This window comes from Citrobacter sp. B72, from assembly GCF_016894305.1.
GTDB lineage: Bacteria > Pseudomonadota > Gammaproteobacteria > Enterobacterales > Enterobacteriaceae > Citrobacter > Citrobacter portucalensis.
In genome coordinates this window covers 2,018,839-2,038,204 of sequence record NZ_CP069801.1, presented here as the reverse complement: position 1 = coordinate 2,038,204, position 19,366 = coordinate 2,018,839, and the positions used below count along the sequence as shown (strand labels likewise).

21 protein-coding genes are annotated in these 19,366 nt (G+C 52.9%); 12 read left to right on the top strand and 9 right to left on the bottom strand.

Annotated features, from left to right (window positions below; translation table 11 throughout):
• Window positions 1–86: 86 nt before the first annotated feature.
• The 7 genes from tcyN to JQN59_RS09675 form a co-directional block, all read right to left on the bottom strand.
• Window positions 87–839, bottom strand: coding sequence for an L-cystine ABC transporter ATP-binding protein TcyN (gene tcyN / locus JQN59_RS09705; protein ID WP_003030477.1), 753 nt, complete (start codon window positions 837–839; stop codon window positions 87–89).
• The gene (tcyL, locus tag JQN59_RS09700) at window positions 836–1,504 is read right to left on the bottom strand and encodes a cystine ABC transporter permease (protein WP_003030474.1); all 669 of its coding nucleotides are present in this window, start codon (window positions 1,502–1,504) and stop codon (window positions 836–838) included. Before tcyL ends, tcyN begins: the two co-directional genes overlap by 4 nt.
• Before the next feature lie 21 nt (window positions 1,505–1,525).
• Window positions 1,526–2,512: a D-cysteine desulfhydrase gene (gene dcyD, locus JQN59_RS09695; RefSeq protein WP_149607405.1), complete on the bottom strand. Its 987-nt coding sequence runs from the start codon at window positions 2,510–2,512 to the stop codon at window positions 1,526–1,528.
• Between the two features lie 107 nt (window positions 2,513–2,619).
• Window positions 2,620–3,420: a cystine ABC transporter substrate-binding protein gene (tcyJ, locus tag JQN59_RS09690; RefSeq protein ID WP_003030469.1), complete on the bottom strand. Its 801-nt coding sequence runs from the start codon at window positions 3,418–3,420 to the stop codon at window positions 2,620–2,622.
• A 100-nt stretch (window positions 3,421–3,520) separates the two neighbouring features.
• Window positions 3,521–4,072 (bottom strand): flagella biosynthesis regulatory protein FliZ, encoded by a 552-nt coding sequence (fliZ, locus tag JQN59_RS09685; protein WP_100272221.1) that lies wholly within the window; start codon window positions 4,070–4,072, stop codon window positions 3,521–3,523.
• A gap of 57 nt (window positions 4,073–4,129) precedes the next feature.
• Complete coding sequence (locus JQN59_RS09680; protein ID WP_111465426.1) at window positions 4,130–4,849, bottom strand: RNA polymerase sigma factor FliA; 720 nt, start codon at window positions 4,847–4,849, stop codon at window positions 4,130–4,132.
• 162 nt (window positions 4,850–5,011) lie between these two features.
• On the bottom strand, window positions 5,012–6,277 hold the full coding sequence (locus JQN59_RS09675; RefSeq protein WP_149607404.1) for a FliC/FljB family flagellin: 1,266 nt from the start codon (window positions 6,275–6,277) through the stop codon (window positions 5,012–5,014).
• 255 nt (window positions 6,278–6,532) lie between these two features.
• Here JQN59_RS09675 and fliD point away from each other — a divergent pair, with 255 nt between their 5' ends.
• The 4 genes from fliD (at window position 6,533) to amyA (ending at window position 10,283) form a co-directional block, all read left to right on the top strand.
• Window positions 6,533–7,933, top strand: a complete 1,401-nt coding sequence (gene fliD / locus JQN59_RS09670; protein WP_149607403.1) for a flagellar filament capping protein FliD — start codon at window positions 6,533–6,535, stop codon at window positions 7,931–7,933.
• A gap of 15 nt (window positions 7,934–7,948) precedes the next feature.
• Complete coding sequence (fliS, locus tag JQN59_RS09665) at window positions 7,949–8,356, top strand: flagellar export chaperone FliS (RefSeq protein WP_149607402.1); 408 nt, start codon at window positions 7,949–7,951, stop codon at window positions 8,354–8,356.
• Complete coding sequence (gene fliT / locus JQN59_RS09660) at window positions 8,356–8,727, top strand: flagella biosynthesis regulatory protein FliT (RefSeq protein ID WP_008785101.1); 372 nt, start codon at window positions 8,356–8,358, stop codon at window positions 8,725–8,727. Before fliS ends, fliT begins: the two co-directional genes overlap by 1 nt.
• Before the next feature lie 68 nt (window positions 8,728–8,795).
• Window positions 8,796–10,283 (top strand): alpha-amylase, encoded by a 1,488-nt coding sequence (gene amyA, locus JQN59_RS09655; RefSeq protein ID WP_048216064.1) that lies wholly within the window; start codon window positions 8,796–8,798, stop codon window positions 10,281–10,283.
• 40 nt (window positions 10,284–10,323) lie between these two features.
• On the opposite strand, the gene yedD is transcribed toward amyA, so the two are convergent.
• Window positions 10,324–10,737, bottom strand: coding sequence for a lipoprotein YedD (gene yedD, locus JQN59_RS09650; RefSeq protein ID WP_003030454.1), 414 nt, complete (start codon window positions 10,735–10,737; stop codon window positions 10,324–10,326).
• A 185-nt stretch (window positions 10,738–10,922) separates the two neighbouring features.
• Here yedD and yedE point away from each other — a divergent pair, with 185 nt between their 5' ends.
• A complete protein-coding gene (yedE, locus tag JQN59_RS09645; RefSeq protein WP_032943831.1) occupies window positions 10,923–12,128 on the top strand; it encodes a selenium metabolism membrane protein YedE/FdhT in 1,206 nt (401 codons plus the stop codon).
• Window positions 12,125–12,358 (top strand): sulfurtransferase-like selenium metabolism protein YedF, encoded by a 234-nt coding sequence (gene yedF, locus JQN59_RS09640; protein WP_000790504.1) that lies wholly within the window; start codon window positions 12,125–12,127, stop codon window positions 12,356–12,358. Before yedE ends, yedF begins: the two co-directional genes overlap by 4 nt.
• 54 nt (window positions 12,359–12,412) lie before the next feature.
• On the opposite strand, the gene fliE is transcribed toward yedF, so the two are convergent.
• Window positions 12,413–12,727, bottom strand: a complete 315-nt coding sequence (gene fliE / locus JQN59_RS09635; protein ID WP_003030448.1) for a flagellar hook-basal body complex protein FliE — start codon at window positions 12,725–12,727, stop codon at window positions 12,413–12,415.
• 216 nt (window positions 12,728–12,943) lie between these two features.
• Here fliE and fliF point away from each other — a divergent pair, with 216 nt between their 5' ends.
• From fliF to fliK, 6 genes are read left to right on the top strand one after another with little or no spacing between them, the layout of a single operon-like run.
• Window positions 12,944–14,617 carry a flagellar basal-body MS-ring/collar protein FliF gene (gene fliF, locus JQN59_RS09630; RefSeq protein WP_071445475.1) on the top strand — a complete coding sequence of 558 codons (1,674 nt, stop codon included), beginning with the start codon at window positions 12,944–12,946 and terminating at the stop codon, window positions 14,615–14,617.
• On the top strand, window positions 14,610–15,608 hold the full coding sequence (fliG, locus tag JQN59_RS09625; RefSeq protein WP_003030443.1) for a flagellar motor switch protein FliG: 999 nt from the start codon (window positions 14,610–14,612) through the stop codon (window positions 15,606–15,608). Before fliF ends, fliG begins: the two co-directional genes overlap by 8 nt.
• Window positions 15,601–16,308 carry a flagellar assembly protein FliH gene (gene fliH / locus JQN59_RS09620; protein WP_003834049.1) on the top strand — a complete coding sequence of 236 codons (708 nt, stop codon included), beginning with the start codon at window positions 15,601–15,603 and terminating at the stop codon, window positions 16,306–16,308. The genes fliG and fliH overlap by 8 nt, the downstream gene beginning before the upstream one ends.
• Entirely contained in the window at window positions 16,308–17,678 is a 1,371-nt protein-coding gene (fliI, locus tag JQN59_RS09615; protein WP_047410431.1) for a flagellar protein export ATPase FliI, read from the top strand. The genes fliH and fliI overlap by 1 nt, the downstream gene beginning before the upstream one ends.
• A gap of 21 nt (window positions 17,679–17,699) precedes the next feature.
• A complete protein-coding gene (gene fliJ, locus JQN59_RS09610) occupies window positions 17,700–18,143 on the top strand; it encodes a flagellar export protein FliJ (RefSeq protein ID WP_003834052.1) in 444 nt (147 codons plus the stop codon).
• Window positions 18,140–19,354 (top strand): flagellar hook length control protein FliK, encoded by a 1,215-nt coding sequence (fliK, locus tag JQN59_RS09605; RefSeq protein WP_149607401.1) that lies wholly within the window; start codon window positions 18,140–18,142, stop codon window positions 19,352–19,354. The genes fliJ and fliK overlap by 4 nt, the downstream gene beginning before the upstream one ends.
• Window positions 19,355–19,366 lie beyond the last annotated feature (12 nt).

The following is a 19,366-nucleotide window of genomic DNA, read 5'->3' as shown; positions in this document are numbered from 1 at the left end:
AAGCGTTAATAATAAAGCAATAATTATAAATAGTTATGCGAACAGCACTCGCCAGAAACAATTCCGACGAGTGCTATATGCACTATTTATTGCATCAAAAACTTTTCAAGGAACTGGCGGGTACGCGGCTGCTGCGGATGCGTGAATAAGGATTTTGCTGGTCCCTGCTCCACTATCCGTCCTTGATCCATAAATATCGCTCTATCGGCCACGTCGCGAGCAAAGCTCATTTCATGCGTCACAATTACCATGGTGCGTTTTTCCTGCGCCAACTGGCGGATGGTATTAAGTACCTCGCCAACCAGTTCAGGATCAAGTGCGGAGGTCGGTTCATCAAAAAGAATAACCTCAGGTCGCATCGCCAGCGCTCGGGCAATCGCTACGCGCTGCTGCTGTCCGCCCGATAAACGCCGCGGATAGCTGGTTTCTTTGCCCGCCAACCCGACTTTCGCCAGCAATTCACGCGCACGAGCTGTCGCTTCAGCTTTTGGTTCACCTTTGACTATCACCGGCCCTTCAATAATGTTTTCCAGCACCGTCCGATGCGGGAACAAATTAAAGTTCTGGAACACAAAACCGACGTGCTGACGTAACTGACGAATCAGCCCTTTCTGCTGAGTCAACGAACGCGCGGTATCAATGGTAATCTCACCCACTTTAATAGTGCCCGCCTCCGGTTGCTCCAACAAATTAATGCTACGCAGCAGCGTGGTTTTGCCCGATCCGCTCGGCCCAATAATCGCTACTACTTCACCAGGTTTGACGTCAAGATCGATCCCATGCAGCACCGTTTGCCCATGAAATTTTTTGACCAGGTTTCTGACTTCGATAGCACTCATTTCGGCTCTCTCTCCTGGCGGTTCAGTTGTTCTTCAAAATAGTTTTGCAGCGCAGAAAGCACCGTCGCCATCACCCAGTAAATCAACGAGGCCGCCAGATACATCGTAAAGACTTCCAACGTACGCGAGGTAATCAGCTGCGCCTGACGGAACAGTTCCGGTACCTGAATAGTGGCGGCCAAAGAGGTATCTTTCACCAGACTGATAAAGCTGTTGCTCAGCGGCGGCAACGCAACACGCGCAGCCTGCGGCAGGATTGCCCGGCGCATGGTCTGCCAGCGCGTCATACCAATACTGGCGCCTGCCTCCCACTGCCCTTTATCGATGGAAGAGATTGCCGCACGCAGGGTTTCCGCAGCATAGGCTGCCGTATTCAGCGACAAGCCAATCATCGCTGCCGGGATGGGATCAAGCTCAATACCAAACTGCGGCAGACCGTAATAGATCATAAACAGCTGAGCAATCAGCGGTGTTCCGCGAAAAATAGAGATATAAAAACGCGCCAGCCAGCGCACAGGCAGCAGCGGCGACAGACGCATCAACGCCAGGATAAACCCCAGCACGAGGCCAAAAAACATCCCGCCGATACTCAGTTGCAGCGTAAAAACCGCGCCTTTGAGCAGATACGGCAGAGAATCAATTACCAGTTGGATACTTTCATGCATTAGCGTTTTTCGACCTGGTTGTTACACGTGAGGATGGTAGGCAAACAGTGCAGGTGCCCCACCGGTATGAATAAAGAGGATTGGGCCTTCGTCTTTGAAGCGTTTCTGGCTGATACCGTCAATCAAACCCGCCATCGCCTTACCGGTATACACCGGATCCAACAAAATGCCTTCCAGGCGCGCCAGCAGTTTTACCGCCTCCATGCCTTCTTCGTTTGGCGTACCGTAGCCCGGCGCAAAATAATCGTCCCATAACAGGATATCCGCTGAGACCTTCAGTTCCAGTTCACGGGCAATATCTTGCTGCAACGTTACAACTTTGGGCTTTTGATCGGCGATACTGCGCGAAACGGTCACGCCGATAAGCTCGACGTCTGGCATCAGTTGTTCCAGGCCCACGGCCAGCCCGGCATGCGTCCCCGCGCTGCCCGATGCCACCACAACGGAAGAAAGCGCAACGGCCCCTTCACACTGCTGGGCGATTTCCAGCGCGCTTTCTACATAACCCAATGCGCCCAACGCGTTGGAACCCCCTACGGGGATCACATACGGGCGGAACCCCTGTGCTTCAATGCGCGTCGCCAGTTCCTGAAGTTGCGCATTCGGGTCGGTCAGCGCATCGCACATTTCGATCTGCGTATTAAACAGGTCCAGAAGCAGACGGTTGCCATTGGTGAGATAGTTTTCCGCAGTAGTGCCAATCGGATTTTCCAACAGCGCCACGCAGTGCAGGCCAAGCTTAGCCGCTACCGCCGCCGTCTGACGAACGTGGTTAGACTGGATGGCACCCGCGGTTATCAGCGTATCAGCGCCTTCACGCAGTGCGTCTGCGGCCAGGAATTCCAGCTTACGCAGCTTATTGCCGCCCATAGCCATCGGCGTGACGTCATCGCGTTTGATGAAAATATCGCGCCCGAGGTAGTCGGAGAAGCGTGGAAGATATTCGAGCGGCGTTGGCGCGCCAATAAATTCCAGACGTGGAAAGCGCGTTAAGTTATGCAGCGGCATACAGCCTCCGGTATTCGTTGTTGTGATGTTCTTTTTATTATGCACGCTCAGGCGCAATGAAATAAAAAAAGGCGCTGTTAAAGGCGCCTTTTTTCATCGGATGCTGATTATTTCGTCACATCCGCTCCAAACCATTTTTCAGACAGGGCTTTCAGCGTACCGTCTTTCTGCATTTCAGCAATGGCCGCATCAACCGCTTTCAGCAGATCTTCATTTCCTTTGCGCAGTGCCACGCCGGACTCCTGGCGGGAGAATGCTTCACCGGTTACAGCCAGCGTATCCTTGGTTTTCTTGACCAGATCCAGCGCCGCCAGACGGTCAACCAAAATGGCGTCGATACGACCTACACGCAGATCCTGGTATTTGGTCGGGTCATCATCATAGGTACGAATATCCACGCCCTGCACGTTCTGGCGCAGCCACTCTTCATAGTTGGTGCCCAGACCAACGCCGACTTTTTTACCTTTCAGATCGGCAGCGGTCTTAATAACGCCTTCATTACCTTTCTTAACCAGCGCCTGAATACCAGAAACCGTATACGGGGTAGAGAAATCGTATTTTTTCTTACGTTCGTCAGAGATGGTCACCTGGTTGATGACCACATCAATGCGCTTGGAATCAAGAGAGGCCAGCATACCGTCCCACTTGGTCGGCTTCAGGTTAGCTTTCACCCCAAGGTGCTTGGCCAGTTCCTCAGCGAACTCCACTTCGAAACCGGTCAGCTTGCCGTCATCGCCCTGAAAACTAAACGGGGGATAGGTCCCTTCCAGGCCCACCAGCAGCGTGCCGCGCTCTTTAACTTTATTTAACAGACCTTCATCTGCATAAGTCTTTACGCTCATTCCAGCGACAAGTGCAACAGCCATTACACCCATCAGAGCCTGACGTCCCAGAAGTGCTAATTTCATAGTTACCCCGAATATTGTCATTAGTGACTATCATTTATGACTACAGTGTAAAGCGTTTGCTGTGTTCCACAAACACGACTCTGTTACACCTTATTCGTTTTTAATATATATCAGAACTGGCTGTCCAGGAGGATTTCTGCATATGTCCCATATGGGTATGGGCTTTGAACTGCTCATACTTACGCAAGGCGATGCGGTAATTGTTGGTGCTGGTTTCCGGCAGCCACGGGGCAAGGTTTTCGTCCAGGAACCCTTCCTGCAGCAATTCGTGAGAGATATTTTGTTCGGTCAGGTGATTTCCGAGGCGACGCAGGCGGACAACGTATTCACGTACCGTGCCGTGACTCATTTCGGTCTGCTCAAATAAAAACTGTTTAAAACCGATAATGTCGAAAAAGTCGCTCTGCTCTTTGCAATGCAAATCACCGCAAAAACGACACAGCGCCACCCACTCTTTTTTCTCCTGCTCCCACTCGGCTTCATCTAACAAAGTGTCCAGGCGGGCGATGGCGATTTTATTCACAATTTGCCCACGACGAACCAGCGTGATCCGGTCGAGCAACTTAAAGCAATGGGCGCAATGCGTCTGGCTGTGTTTGAAATCTTTGAGGTAGCGGCTTAGAGGCCGTCTTTTTGATTGCTGCACCGTCATGAGAACTCCTGGTAGTCAATTCGTAATGCGGCATTGTTCAGGGGTAATGATGTACCCCTATAGCTTACCCAGCTTAGTGCGTAGACGTTTGATGGCCTGACTGTGCAACTGGCTAACCCGTGACTCCCCGACCTCCAGTACCGCGCCAATCTCTTTCAGATTCAGCTCTTCCTGGTAGTACAGCGTTAACACCAGCTTTTCGCGCTCCGGCAACGCCTCGATCGCATCCATCACGCGCTGGCGGAGGTTACCCTCAAGTAGCTGTTGTAACGGGTTTTCCTGCTGATGTTCTTCCGTCACCAGCTCAATACTATCGCCATGCTCTTCCCGCCACTCGTCATAAGAGAAAAGTTGGCTATTATTGGTATCGAGCAACATCTGACGATACTCTTGCACAGGAATAGCCAAACGCGCCGCCACTTCGGATTCCGTCGCGTTGCGCCCTAATTCCTGCTCCAGTTGTCCCATCGCCTGTGCCACTTCGCGAGCATTGCGCCGAACGCTACGCGGCACCCAATCCCGGCTACGTAGTTCGTCCAGCATTGCTCCACGAATACGCTGCACTGCGTAAGTGGTAAATGCCGTTCCTTGCAAAGCGTCATATCGGTCAACGGCATTCAATAACCCGATGCCGCCCGCTTGTAGCAGGTCATCCAGTTCTACGCTCGCCGGCAAACGCACCTGAAGGCGCAATGCTTCGTGACGCACCAACGGTACATAACGCTGCCACAGCGAGTGTTTATCCATTACACCTTCAGCGGTATACAGTGAATTCACGATAAACAGCCCTGCGTTAAATGAGTTATCGGCATGATTATCCGTTTCTGCAGGGGTTTTAATCGGGTGAATAGTGGGTGAAATGGGGGGTTATTTGGGGGTTACGGGTAAAGCTAAATGTAAAAAACCCCGCCGGAGCGGGGTTTGCGCGATAAGCGTAAATTAACGCAGCAGAGACAGGACGTTCTGCGTGGTCTGGTTTGCCTGCGCCAGAACAGAAGTACCCGCCTGTTGCAGGATCTGAGCACGAGACATGTTAGACACTTCGGTCGCGTAGTCGGAATCTTCGATACGGCTACGGGCAGAAGACAGGTTGTTGACTGTGTTACCCAGGTTGGTGATAGTTGAATCAAAACGGTTCTGAATTGCACCGAGTGAACTTCTCTGCCCATCAACCATTTTCAGTGCACTATCAATGGTTGAAAGCACATCAGGATTACTAGAAATTGCCGTACCTACTTTAACTTTTCCGTTTGAATCGATGTCAGCACGATAATAATCGGTACCTTCCTTGATCACATAACCCAGAGTACCGTCGTCTTTTTTATACGAGTTTAAAGTCTGGTTAGCAGCCAATGATTTGGTATCAACAGTAACTTTTTTCGTCGCGACATTCGCTTCAGTGACCGCTTTAGTCGTATCAACAGTAGCTGCAATATCAGCAGAGCCAGAATCCCAAGTTACTTTACCATCAGTAGCGATAGTTGCTGCATGGTAGGTTGCCCCCGTTTTAACTGCGTAACCAGAGCCATTACTTAAAGCATACAGTCCATCAGCTGTTTTATTCGCAGCATTACCATCAGCCTGGATATCTGCAGTCACCTTTTTATATGAAATGGCAACGTTCGCAGTACCATCAGCAATAGCTGTAGTATTTACTTTTGTAGTGTCAAAACCAGTATCGACGGAGAATTTAGACAACCCTAAAGTTGTGGTATCAATCTTTTTAAGATCAATTTCAATTTTCTCGCCGTCATTAGCACCAACTTGAATACCTAACTTCGTATCCTGAGTCAGAACTTTTACGCCGTTAAACTGAGTCTGGCCGGAGATGCGGTCAATTTCAGCCAGCCGTTGTTCAATTTCCTGCTGAATTGATTGAACGTCACTATCAGAGTTTGTCCCGTTCTGAGATTGAACAGCCAATTCACGCACACGTTGCAGGTTGTTGTTGATTTCGTTCAGTGCACCTTCGGTGGTCTGTGCGATCGAAATACCGTCATTGGCGTTACGAGATGCCTGGGTCAGACCTTTAATGTTAGAACTAAAGCGGTTGGCAATTGCCTGGCCAGCAGCATCGTCTTTCGCGCTGTTGATACGCAGACCGGAAGACAGACGCTCGATAGCGGAGCTCAAGGAAGACTGAGATTTGTTCAGATTGTTCTGGGTCAACAGCGACAGGCTGTTTGTATTGATGACTTGTGCCATGATCTTTTCCTTATCAATTACAACTTGATGTTATTGGGCTGTTGCCCACGGTTTCTCACCGTAACCCATGTATCGGCACCTTAAATTCGAACTTTAGAAAATTTTTACTTTCCGCCCTATTTTTTCTTAGCCCCTGAAATACCCTCTTTATATGCCATTATTCTGCGCATTATTTTTACAAAACTATCATTAAACTTTGCGCGCAGATTGCCGATAACCCGCTTAACAATTGTTTGCAATCACAAGGAATTAGGCATGGCTTCATTTACATCACTGGGCGTGGGCTCAGGCTTACCACTGGACACGTTGCTAAACAACCTGACTATTGCTGAGAAAAAACGTTTAAATCCAATTACTCAGCAGCAAAGCGATAACACCGCCCGGCTGACGGCTTACGGTACTCTGAAGAGTGCGCTGGAAAAATTCCAGACGGCCAATACCGCGTTAAATAAACCGGAACTGTTCAGAAGTAGTAATGTGACCAGCAGTACTGAAGACCTGAAAGTCACCACCGAAGCTGGGGCGGCACCGGGTATTTATACCATCAGCGTCACGCAACTGGCGCAGGCGCAATCTCTGAGTACCAAATCAGTTGCTTCCAGCAAAGAGGCGCTGGGTGATGGTTCTGGTACTCGTACTATTAAAATTGAACAACCCGGTCGAAAAGAGCCGCTGGAGATTAAACTCTCGCAAGATAAGACCACGCTGGATGATATCAGCAAGGCAATTAACGATACCGACAGCGGTATCTCTGCCAGTATCGTCAAGGTGAAAGACGGCGAGTTTAAACTGGTACTGACCGCCGCTGAAGGTATGGACAGTAAGATGACCATCTCCGTTGACGGCGACAGTAAGCTGAACGATCTGCTGGCCTACGACAGTAAGACCGGTACTGGAAAAATGACCGAGCTGGTTCAGGCCCAAAACTCCAAGCTCACGATGAACGGTATCGATATTGAACGTCAAAGCAACAAAGTCACCGATGCGCCGCAGGGCGTCACGCTGGAGTTGACCAAGAAAGTCACTGATGCGCGCGTGACCGTGACCAAAAGCAATGACAAAGCGACAGAAGCAATTAAAGGCTGGGTTGATGCTTATAACTCGCTGATTGATACCTTCAATACGCTGACCAAGTATAAAGCGGTTGATGCCGGGGCTGAAGGTCAGGATAAAGATAACGGCGCGCTGGTCGGTGATAGCGTAGTGCGTATGATCCAGACCGGTATTCGCGCGCAGTTTGCCAACTCTGGTAGCGAAGGTGCCTTTAAGACGCTGAATGAAATTGGCATCAAGCAGGATGGCAAAACCGGCAAGATGACCATCGATGATACCAAACTGAAAAAAGCGCTGGACGAAAACACCGCCTCAGTTCGCGAACTGCTGGCAGGCGACGGCAAAGAAACCGGCATCACCACCAAAATTGCGGCTGAAGTAAAAAGCTATCTCGCTGATGACGGCATTATCGACAATGCACAGGACAGTATTAACGCCACGCTGAAAAAACTGACCAAACAGTATCTTTCAGTCAGCGCCAGCATTGATGACATGGTAGCGCGTTACACGGCACAGTTTACGCAGTTGGACACCATGATGAGCAAAATGAATAACACCAGTACCTATTTGAACCAACAATTTACAGCGATGAATAAATCCTGATAACACGAGGTAAGCATGTATACCGCGAGCGGTACCAAAGCCTATGCACAGGTCAGTGTGGAAAGCGCCGTGATGAGCGCCAATCCGCATCAGCTGATTGAAATGTTGTTTGATGGCGCAAATAGCGCCCTCGTGCGCGCTCGCCTGTTTATGCAGCAGGGTGATATCGTCGCCAAAGGCGAGGCCTTAAGCAAAGCCATTAACATTATCGACAATGGTCTGAAAGCAGGCCTGGATCAGGAAACTGGCGGTGAAATCGCCACCAACCTGTCCTCGCTGTATGACTATATGATCCGCCGTTTACTGCAAGCTAACTTGCGAAATGATTGTCAGGCCATTGAAGAAGTCGAAGAGTTACTCGGCAACATTGCAGATGCCTGGAAACAGATCTCACCGAAAGCGTCGTCCCAGGAGTCTCGTTAATGACCTCAGCCGTGGAGTTTATCAACCGTTGGCAGCGCATCGCGCTACTCAGTCACTCGCTGCTGGAACTGGCGCAGCGTGGTGAATGGGACCTTTTACTGGAACAGGAAGTTACCTATCTGCAAAGTATTGAAGTGGTCATGGAAGAGCAAACTCCACCGGGCATTACGCGAAGTATTCAGGACTTAGTGGCCGGGTATATTAAGCAAACGCTGGATAACGAACAATTACTCAAAACGTTGTTGCAGCAGCGACTGGATGAGCTCAGCAACCTCATCGGCCAGTCGACACGCCAAAAGACGCTGAATAACGCCTATGGTCGTCTTTCCGGCATGCTGTTAGTACCCGACGCCCCCACCTCGCCACAATAATTTCCCGTCTCGTCTGAATTATCTTCCATACTCCAGAGGTCGGCCAAACGACTTCTGGAGCACGGAAGATGAAAAATCCCACGTTATTGCAGTACTTCCACTGGTATTACCCTGATGGCGGTCAACTCTGGCCCGAGCTTGCCGAACGTGCAGGCGGTCTGAATGATATCGGCATCAATATGGTATGGCTGCCCCCCGCTTATAAAGGCGCGTCCGGCGGCTATTCCGTTGGCTATGACTCGTACGATCTGTTTGACCTAGGCGAATTCGACCAAAAGGGAACCGTCGCCACCAAATACGGCGATAAAAACCAGCTGCTGGCGGCGATTGACGCACTTAAGCACAATGATATTGCCGTACTGCTGGACGTGGTGGTTAACCACAAAATGGGCGCTGATGAGAAAGAAAAGATCCGCGTCCAGCGCGTTAACGCCGAGGATCGCACGCAAATAGATGATGAGATTGTCGAGTGCGAAGGCTGGACGCGCTATACCTTCCCTGCCCGCGCTGGCCAGTATTCGCAATTCATTTGGGACTTTAAATGCTTCAGCGGCATTGACCATATCGAGAACCCAACCGAAGACGGGATTTTTAAAATCGTTAACGATTACACCGGAGAAGGCTGGAACGATCAGGTCGATGATGAGTTGGGTAATTTTGATTATCTGATGGGCGAAAACATTGATTTTCGCAATCACGCGGTGACTGAGGAGCTCAAATACTGGGCGCGTTGGGTAATGGAGCAAACCCAGTGTGACGGTTTTCGTTTAGATGCGGTGAAACATATTCCGGCATGGTTTTACAAAGAGTGGATTGAGCACGTGCAGGAGGTTGCACCCAAGCCGCTGTTTATTGTGGCGGAATACTGGTCCCACGAAGTCGACAAGCTGCAAACCTACATTAATCAGGTGGAGGGGAAAACCATGCTGTTCGACGCCCCTTTGCAGATGAAATTCCACGAAGCATCCCGTCAGGGCCGCGATTACGACATGAGCCAGATTTTCACCGACACTCTGGTGGAGGCCGATCCGTTTCATGCCGTCACGCTGGTGGCCAATCACGACACACAACCTTTACAGGCACTCGAAGCCCCCGTCGAGCCGTGGTTTAAGCCGTTGGCCTATGCGCTGATCCTGTTGCGCGAAAACGGCGTACCGTCGGTGTTTTACCCTGACCTCTACGGAGCGCATTACGAAGACACCGGCGGCGATGGCGAAACCTATCCTATCGACATGCCGATCATTGAACAACTTGATGAACTGATCCTCGCACGCCAGCGCTTCGCGCATGGGGTACAGACGCTCTTTTTCGATCATCCTAACTGTATCGCTTTTAGCCGCAGCGGTACGGATGAGGATCCCGGTTGTGTGGTGGTGTTGTCTAACGGCGATGACGGAGAAAAGACCATCAATCTCGGCGCGAATTATGGCAATAAAACCTGGCGGGACTATCTGGGAAATCGTGAAGAAAGCGTGGTCACCGATGAAAACGGCGAAGCGACGTTTTTCTGTAACGGCGGGAGCGTCAGCGTGTGGGTGATTGAAGACGTGTTGTAAAGCTCAACCCCGGTGACCGATGGTTACCGGGGCGTACGGCTTATGGCAGCGGTGTTGCCAGCGGCGTTTTCTTTAACGCGTCAGCACATTCCTGCGTCGGGCGATCCACCCGTTGCAGCGTCATACCGTCATATTCCAGCGTATTGCCTTCGCGCTCGATCTCGTACAGCTCGCGTTTCACCGTCACGTTGGTGAGATCGCCGGAAAGCATCGTCAGTTTCCCCGGCAGCGCGATCACCCGCTGCCACTGGCGACAATCCAGCGTATCGCCCTCTTTCGTTATCACCAGGCTGGCAATCGCTTCCGGACTCACCAGGCTGCGTTGCGGACCTTTTGACTGCCAGTATCCTTCCAGACCGGCTGGCGCTGGCGTTTTCACCACGTCGTTATAATTTTCTACTTCGGCGCATCCGGTAAGCGCCAGAAATACACCAACGATTGCTAATTTTTTCATCATTCATCCTGCATGCGAAGAAAATGGGATTGTGGCATTAAAGGCCTGATCTCGCCAGCCTTTCGGCAGCGTTGAGAAAGATTGATCCAGACGGTGTTACCTCTTATTACTCATAGTCAAAAATTCTGAACGGTGTAGTATCCACACTTCTTGTTACATACCTTCTGAGTTCAGAGGCACAACGCATGTCATGGCAACACTTCAAACAGGCCTGGTTAATTAAATTTTGGGCCCCCGCCCCTGCGGTCATCGCAGCGGGTATTCTCTCTACTTACTATTTCGGCATTACGGGAACCTTCTGGGCCGTTACCGGTGAATTCACCCGCTGGGGTGGTCAAATCCTGCAACTGTTTGGTGTGCACGCCGAAGAGTGGGGATACTACAAGCTGATCCATCTCGAAGGCTCGCCCCTGACCCGCATCGACGGAATGATGATCCTCGGTATGTTCGGCGGCTGTTTTGCTGCCGCACTGTGGGCCAACAACGTCAAGTTACGCATGCCGCGCAGTCGGGTGCGCATTATGCAGGCGATAGTCGGCGGGGCAATCGCCGGATTCGGCGCACGGCTGGCAATGGGCTGTAACCTGGCCGCATTCTTCACCGGCATTCCGCAGTTCTCGCTACACGCCTGGTTTTTTGCGCTGGCCACGGCCATTGGCTCCTGGTTTGGCGCACGCTTTACCCTGCTGCCGATGTTTCGTATTCCGGTCAAAATGCAGAAAGTCTCCGCCGCTTCGCCGTTAACGCAAAAGCCGGATCAGGCCCGTCGCCGTTTCCGCCTGGGCATGCTGGTGTTTATCGCCATGATCGGCTGGGCGCTACTCACGGCGATGGATAAACCCAAGCTCGGTCTGGCGATGCTGTTCGGCGTTGGGTTCGGACTGCTGATTGAACGGGCGCAAATCTGCTTCACCTCCGCCTTCCGCGATCTGTGGATTTCCGGTCGCACCCATATGGCAAAAGCGATCATCTTCGGGATGGCGGTCAGCGCCATCGGTATTTTTAGCTACGTGCAACTAGGCGTCGAGCCTAAAATCATGTGGGCGGGTCCGAATGCGGTGATCGGCGGCTTGCTGTTCGGCTTTGGCATCGTTTTAGCGGGCGGATGTGAAACCGGCTGGATGTATCGCGCCGTTGAAGGCCAGGTGCATTACTGGTGGGTTGGTCTGGGCAACGTTATTGGCTCGACCATTCTGGCCTACTACTGGGATGATTTTGCTCCCGCGCTTGCCACCAACTGGGACAAAGTGAATCTGCTCAACACCTTCGGTCCGCTCGGCGGTCTGCTGGTGACCTATCTGCTGTTGTTTGCCGCGCTGATGCTGATTATCGGCTGGGAAAAACGTTTCTTCCGTCGCGCAGGGCTGACGCCTGCCAAGGAGTCTGTATGAAAAATATCGTGCCTGATTATCGCCTCGATATGGTCGGCGAACCGTGTCCATACCCTGCTGTAGCCACGCTGGAAGCGATGCCGCAATTGAAGAAAGGTGAAATTCTGGAAGTTGTGAGCGATTGCCCGCAGTCAATCAATAATATTCCACTGGATGCGCGTAATCACGGCTATACGGTGCTGGATATTCAGCAGGATGGTCCAACGATCCGCTATTTGATTCAGAAGTAACTGTTTGCCGGATGGCACTGCGCTTATCCGGCAAACATTCCCAGCACGTTGTCCCTACACCTGCATCGACATCACTTCCTGATACGCCGACACCAGTTTGTTACGCACCTGAATACCCATCTGCATCGATACCGACGCCTTTTGCATATCGGTCATCACATCATTTAACGCAATACCCGGCTCACCCAGGGTAAATTTCTCCGCCTGCGTACGGGACGCGGTTTGCACATCGCTGATTCTGTCTAACGCCGCATGCAGTTGTCCGGCAAAACTCACGGTCGGTTGTGGCTGCATATCCTGCATTTTTGCTGACATCGCCGTGGCCTGTAACTGGCTGATGACCCCTTCAATCCCCTGTATTGCCGACATTCTGATCCCCTGGATGATTTTTTACGTAGCTGAGATTACCAGTTAGTCAATAAGATAAAGGCGTTAAATAACGATAAAAAACCACGGTTTTTAACGCATAGAAAAATTCGAAACCGCAAATAATGAGACCGTCAATTTTTCGAGTTTGCTGACCCGGGAGTGAGTCTTGTTCCACTTTGCAAAAAACGCCGTCCACGATAAGCCACGAGGTGCGAGATGAGTGCGACAGCATCGACTGCAACCCAGCTTAAACCTCTCGAGTGGTTAAACCGCCTGCGCGCGAATCCCAGAATTCCTTTGATTGTGGCGGGAGCCGCTGCCGTCGCTATCATCGTGGCGATGGTCCTGTGGGCCAAAGCGCCTGACTATCGCACGCTGTTCAGCAATCTTTCCGATCAGGATGGTGGCGCGATTGTCACCCAACTGACGCAGATGAACGTTCCCTATCGTTTTACAGAGGGAAGCGGTGCTATAGAAGTTCCTGCCGATAAAGTCCACGAACTACGTTTACGTCTGGCGCAGCAAGGCCTGCCGAAAGGCGGCGCCGTTGGTTTTGAACTGCTGGATCAGGAAAAGTTTGGTATTAGCCAGTTTAGCGAGCAGGTCAACTACCAGCGTGCGCTGGAAGGTGAATTAGCCCGGACCATTGAAACGCTGGGACCGGTAAAACGCGCCCGCGTGCATCTGGCAATGCCGAAACCGTCGCTATTTGTGCGTGAGCAAAAAGCGCCTTCAGCCTCCGTGACCGTTAACCTTGAACCGGGTCGTGCACTGGATGAAGGTCAGATAAGTGCAGTTACGCATCTGGTTTCCAGCGCTGTCGCAGGGTTACCGCCGGGCAATGTTACGCTGGTCGACCAGGCAGGTCATCTGTTAACTCAGTCGAACACCAGCAGCCGCGATCTTAACGATGCGCAGTTGAAATACGCCAGCGATGTCGAAGGCCGCGTTCAACGTCGTATCGAATCGATCCTGTCGCCGATTGTCGGCAACGGTAACGTACATGCACAGGTCACCGCGCAGCTGGATTTTGCTAATAAAGAGCAAACCGAAGAACAGTACCGTCCAAACGGTGATGATTCCCAGGCCGTGCTGCGTTCACGCCAGTTAAACGTCAGCGAGCAGATCGGAAGCGGAGCGCCAGGCGGCGTACCGGGCGCATTGTCTAATCAGCCAGCACCGGCGAATACCGCGCCAATCGCCAACCCTCCAGCTAATCAGCAAAATGCGCAAACCACGCAGACGGCAAATAACAGCAATAATGCCGGTCCACGCAGTACGCAGCGCAATGAAACCAGCAACTATGAAGTCGACCGTACCATTCGCCACACCAAAATGAACGTCGGGGATGTGCAGCGTCTCTCGGTTGCAGTGGTGGTCAACTATAAAACGTTGCCGGACGGCAAACCGCTGCCGCTAACCGCCGATCAGATGAAACAGATTGAGGATCTGACCCGCGAAGCGATGGGCTTCTCCGACAAACGTGGCGATACCCTGAACGTGGTGAACTCTCCGTTCACGGCGACCGACGATTCCATTGGCGAGCTGCCGTTCTGGAAACAGCCGTTCTTTATTGATCAGTTGATGACCGCAGGCCGTTGGTTACTGGTTCTGCTAGTTGCCTGGATCCTGTGGCGCAAAGCTGTTCGCCCGCAGTTGGTTCGCCGCAGCGAAGAAGCAAAAGCGGTACAAGAACAAACGCGTATTCGTCAGGAAACCGAAGAAGCGGTAGAAGTTCGCCTCAGCAAAGACGAACAGACCCAGCAGCGTCGTACGAATCAGCGTCTGGGTGCAGAAGTGATGAGCCAGCGTATTCGTGAAATGTCAGATAACGATCCGCGCGTCGTGGCGCTGGTCATTCGCCAGTGGATGAGTAACGATCATGAGTAATGCCCTTACCGGTACCGATAAAAGCGTCATCCTGCTGATGACCATTGGCGAAGATCGCGCGGCAGAGGTGTTTAAACACCTTTCCACGCGCGAAGTTCAGGCGCTGAGTACAGCGATGGCGAACGTACGCCAGATCTCCAACAAACAGTTGACTGAAGTGCTGGCCGAATTTGAGCAAGAAGCAGAACAGTTTGCCGCGCTGAATATCAATGCCAACGAATATCTGCGCTCCGTGCTGGTGAAAGCGCTGGGCGAGGAACGCGCCTCCAGCCTGCTGGAAGATATTCTGGAAACCCGCGATACCACCAGCGGCATTGAAACGCTCAACTTTATGGAGCCGCAAAGCGCCGCCGACCTTATCCGCGACGAGCATCCGCAGATTATCGCCACCATTCTGGTGCACCTCAAACGGGGCCAGGCCGCCGATATTCTGGCGCTGTTCGACGAGCGTTTACGTCACGACGTGATGCTGCGTATCGCCACCTTCGGCGGCGTACAGCCTGCCGCGCTGGCAGAACTGACCGAGGTACTGAACGGTCTGCTCGATGGCCAGAACCTCAAGCGCAGCAAAATGGGCGGCGTGAGAACGGCGGCAGAAATTATCAACCTGATGAAAACCCAGCAGGAAGAAGCGGTTATCACCGCCGTGCGCGAATTCGACGGCGAACTGGCGCAGAAAATTATCGACGAGATGTTCCTGTTCGAAAACCTGGTGGACGTCGACGATCGCAGTATCCAGCGCCTGCTGCAGGAAGTGGATTCCGAATCGCTGCTGATTGCGCTGAAAGGTGCCGAACAGCCGCTACGCGAGAAGTTCCTGCGCAACATGTCGCAACGTGCTGCCGATATTCTGCGCGACGACCTTGCCAACCGCGGTCCGGTGCGCTTGTCGCAGGTGGAAAACGAACAGAAAGCGATTCTGCTTATTGTGCGTCGTCTGGCGGAAACCGGCGAGATGGTGATCGGCAGCGGCGAGGATACCTATGTCTAACGAACTGCCGTGGAAAGTCTGGACTCCGGACGATCTCGCCCCACCGATGGCAGAGTTCGTGCTGGCCGACCACAGCGAAACGCCGCTGTCCGAAGAGACGGAAGAACCCGAGCTTTCCGCAGAGCAACAGCTTGAACAACAGCTCGCACAGCTGCAAATGCAGGCCCATGAGCAAGGGTATAACGCGGGGCTGGCGGAAGGTCGACAAAAGGGTCATGAACAAGGCTATCAGGAAGGTCTGAGCCAGGGGCTGGAGCAAGGCCAGAACCAGGCGCGTGCGCAGCATGCGCCGATTCATGCCCGTATGCAGCAACTGGTGAGCGAGTTTCAGAATACGCTGGACGCACTGGACAGCGTCATTGCCTCGCGCCTGATGCAAATGGCGCTGGAAGCTGCGCGTCAGGTGATTGGTCAGACGCCTATCGTGGATAACGCTGCGCTGATTAAGCAGATCCAACAGTTATTACAACAGGAACCGCTGTTTAGCGGTAAACCGCAGCTGCGCGTACATCCGGACGATCTCCAGCGTGTTGAGGAGATGCTCGGTGCCACTCTCAGCCTGCACGGCTGGCGGCTGCGCGGCGATCCCACGCTGCATCACGGCGGTTGTAAAGTCTCAGCCGACGAAGGCGATCTGGATGCCAGCGTCGCCACACGCTGGCAAGAACTCTGCCGTCTGGCAGCGCCGGGAGTCGTGTAATGACCACTCGCCTGACTCGCTGGCTCAATACGCTGGACAACTTCGAAGAGAAAATGTCGCTGCTGCCTGCGGTGCGTCGTTACGGTCGTCTGACCCGCGCAACCGGGCTGGTGCTGGAAGCTACGGGGTTACAGCTGCCGCTGGGTGCCACCTGCGTCATTGAACGCCAGGATGGCAACGAAACCCAGGAAGTTGAAAGCGAAGTCGTAGGCTTTAACGGTCAACGTCTGTTTCTGATGCCGCTCGAAGAGGTCGAAGGCGTTCTGCCCGGCGCACGCGTATACGCGAAGAACATTGCCGGAGAAGGTCTGCAAAGCGGGAAGCAATTACCGCTTGGCCCTGCTCTGCTGGGTCGTGTGCTGGACGGTAGCGGCAAACCGCTCGACGGACTGCCCGCCCCGGATACCACCGAAACCGGCGCGCTGATTACGCCACCGTTTAACCCGCTGCAACGTACCGCAATTGAACACGTTCTGGATACTGGCGTACGCCCCATCAACGCGTTATTAACCGTTGGTCGCGGCCAGCGTATGGGGCTTTTCGCAGGTTCCGGCGTCGGTAAAAGCGTCCTGCTCGGCATGATGGCGCGCTATACCCAGGCCGACGTCATCGTCGTCGGCCTGATTGGCGAACGTGGCCGTGAAGTTAAAGATTTTATTGAAAATATTCTCGGCGCTGACGGTCGCGCACGCTCAGTGGTGATTGCCGCTCCGGCAGACGTTTCACCGCTGTTACGTATGCAAGGCGCGGCCTACGCCACGCGCATCGCCGAAGATTTCCGCGATCGCGGACAGCACGTATTGCTGATTATGGATTCCCTCACCCGCTATGCGATGGCGCAACGTGAGATAGCCCTGGCAATCGGCGAACCACCGGCAACCAAAGGTTATCCGCCGTCAGTATTCGCCAAATTACCGGCGCTGGTTGAACGGGCCGGAAACGGTATACACGGCGGCGGTTCAGTTACCGCGTTTTATACCGTACTGACCGAGGGTGATGACCAGCAGGACCCGATTGCCGATTCCGCGCGCGCGATTCTGGACGGCCACATTGTGCTGTCCCGCCATCTGGCCGAAGCAGGTCATTACCCGGCCATCGATATCGAAGCTTCGATCAGCCGCGCCATGACCGCGCTCATTAGTGAACAACACTATGCGCGGGTGCGTAACTTTAAACAGTTGCTATCCAGCTTCCAGCGTAACCGCGATCTGGTCAGCGTGGGGGCGTATGCCAAAGGCAGCGATCCAATGCTGGATAAAGCCATCGCCTTATGGCCACAGCTGGAAGCGTTTTTACAGCAAGGCATCTTTGAACGGGCTGACTGGGAAGATTCTTTACAAGCTTTAGAACTGATTTTCCCTGGTGTGTGATTAAGCAGGAGAGCATAGGTCATGGCACAACATGGTGCGTTAGCAACACTGAAAGACCTGGCTGAAAAAGAGGTAGATGACGCCGCTGTCTTATTAGGAGAGATGCGTCGTGGCTGTCAGCAGGCGGAAGAACAGTTAAAAATGCTGATCGATTATCAGCATGAGTATCGCAACAATCTGAATACCGATATGGGCCAGGGTATTACCAGCAATCGCTGGATTAACTACCAGCAATTCATTCAGACGCTGGAAAAAGCGATTGAACAACACCGCCAACAGCTCAATCAGTGGACGCAAAAAGTGGACATGGCTTTGAACAGTTGGCGCGACAAAAAACAACGATTACAGGCGTGGCAGACGTTGCAGGACAGACAAACCTCGGCGGCGTTACTGGCCGAAAACCGTCTGGATCAGAAAAAAATGGATGAATTTGCTCAGCGCGCAGCTATGAGGAAACCCGAATGATTACTTTACCCCAACTGATTACCACCGACACCGACGTAGCCGCAGGTCTTCAGTCAGGCAAAGCGGTAGATTCACCCGAGGATTTTTTAGCGCTGCTGGCTGGCGCATTAGGTGCGGGCGACGCGCAGGGTAAAGACGCTCCGCTGTCGCTTGCCGACTTACAAGCGGCCAGCAGTAAGCTGCAAAAAGGGTTACTGCAAAAAAATGGCGATGCCGCACAGTCGGTCAAATTAACCGATCTGTTGGCGCAACAGGAGCTACAAACCGAGTCTTCTCTTGCCGACATGACAGACGCTCAGCAACTGTTGTCTGCTCTCACACCTTCACTGAAAGCTAATGCCCTGACGACGCTGGGCAAAGTTGCTCAGCAGGACGAAAAAAACACCACGCTGAGTGATGACGATCTCGCCAACCTAAGTGCGTTGTTCGCCATGCTGCCAGGACAACCGCTGGCTACGCCTGCCGTCGACAGCGCACCAGCCCCGGTTGATGCCACGCTTTCCGCATTGTCACGTGGCGCTGCACTCGGCGCGACGACTGATAATGCAGACGAATTGCTGCCGGGTGATGCCAAAAAAGGCAAAGCGGATGTCACAATTGCTGGCGGTGGTGCTAATCAGGCAAACAATCCAGCACTAACCCCGCTGACGGCGGCGGCGAACGCCAGAGCTGAAATCGATAGCACCCCGTCACCGACCAGCATTGGCATGACTGCGGCCCCGCTAAGTGGTCCACAGACACATGCACAACCGTTACCGACGGCCGCGCCGGTGTTAAGCGCTCCGTTAGGTAGCCATGAATGGCAGCAATCGCTGAGCCAGCACGTCACATTGTTCACGCGCCAGGGCCAGCAAAGCGCAGAGCTGCGTCTGCATCCGCAGGACCTGGGTCAGGTACATATTTCCCTCAAGCTGGACGACAACCTCGCGCAGTTGCAAATGGTTTCACCGCACAGTCACGTGCGCGCCGCACTGGAAGCCGCATTACCGATGCTGCGTACGCAGTTGGCTGAAAGCGGGATCCAATTGGGGCAAAGCAACATCAGCAGTGAAAGCTTCGCTGGCCATCAGCAGTCTTCCGGGCAGCAACAGCAGGCTGGTCGCGCTCAAGGACAAGACATTTTTGCCGCTGAAGATGACGCAATACTGGCAACCCCAGCCTCGCTGCAAGCCGCTGCCCGCGGCGATGGCGCAGTAGACATCTTCGCCTAACGCCAGAGGTAG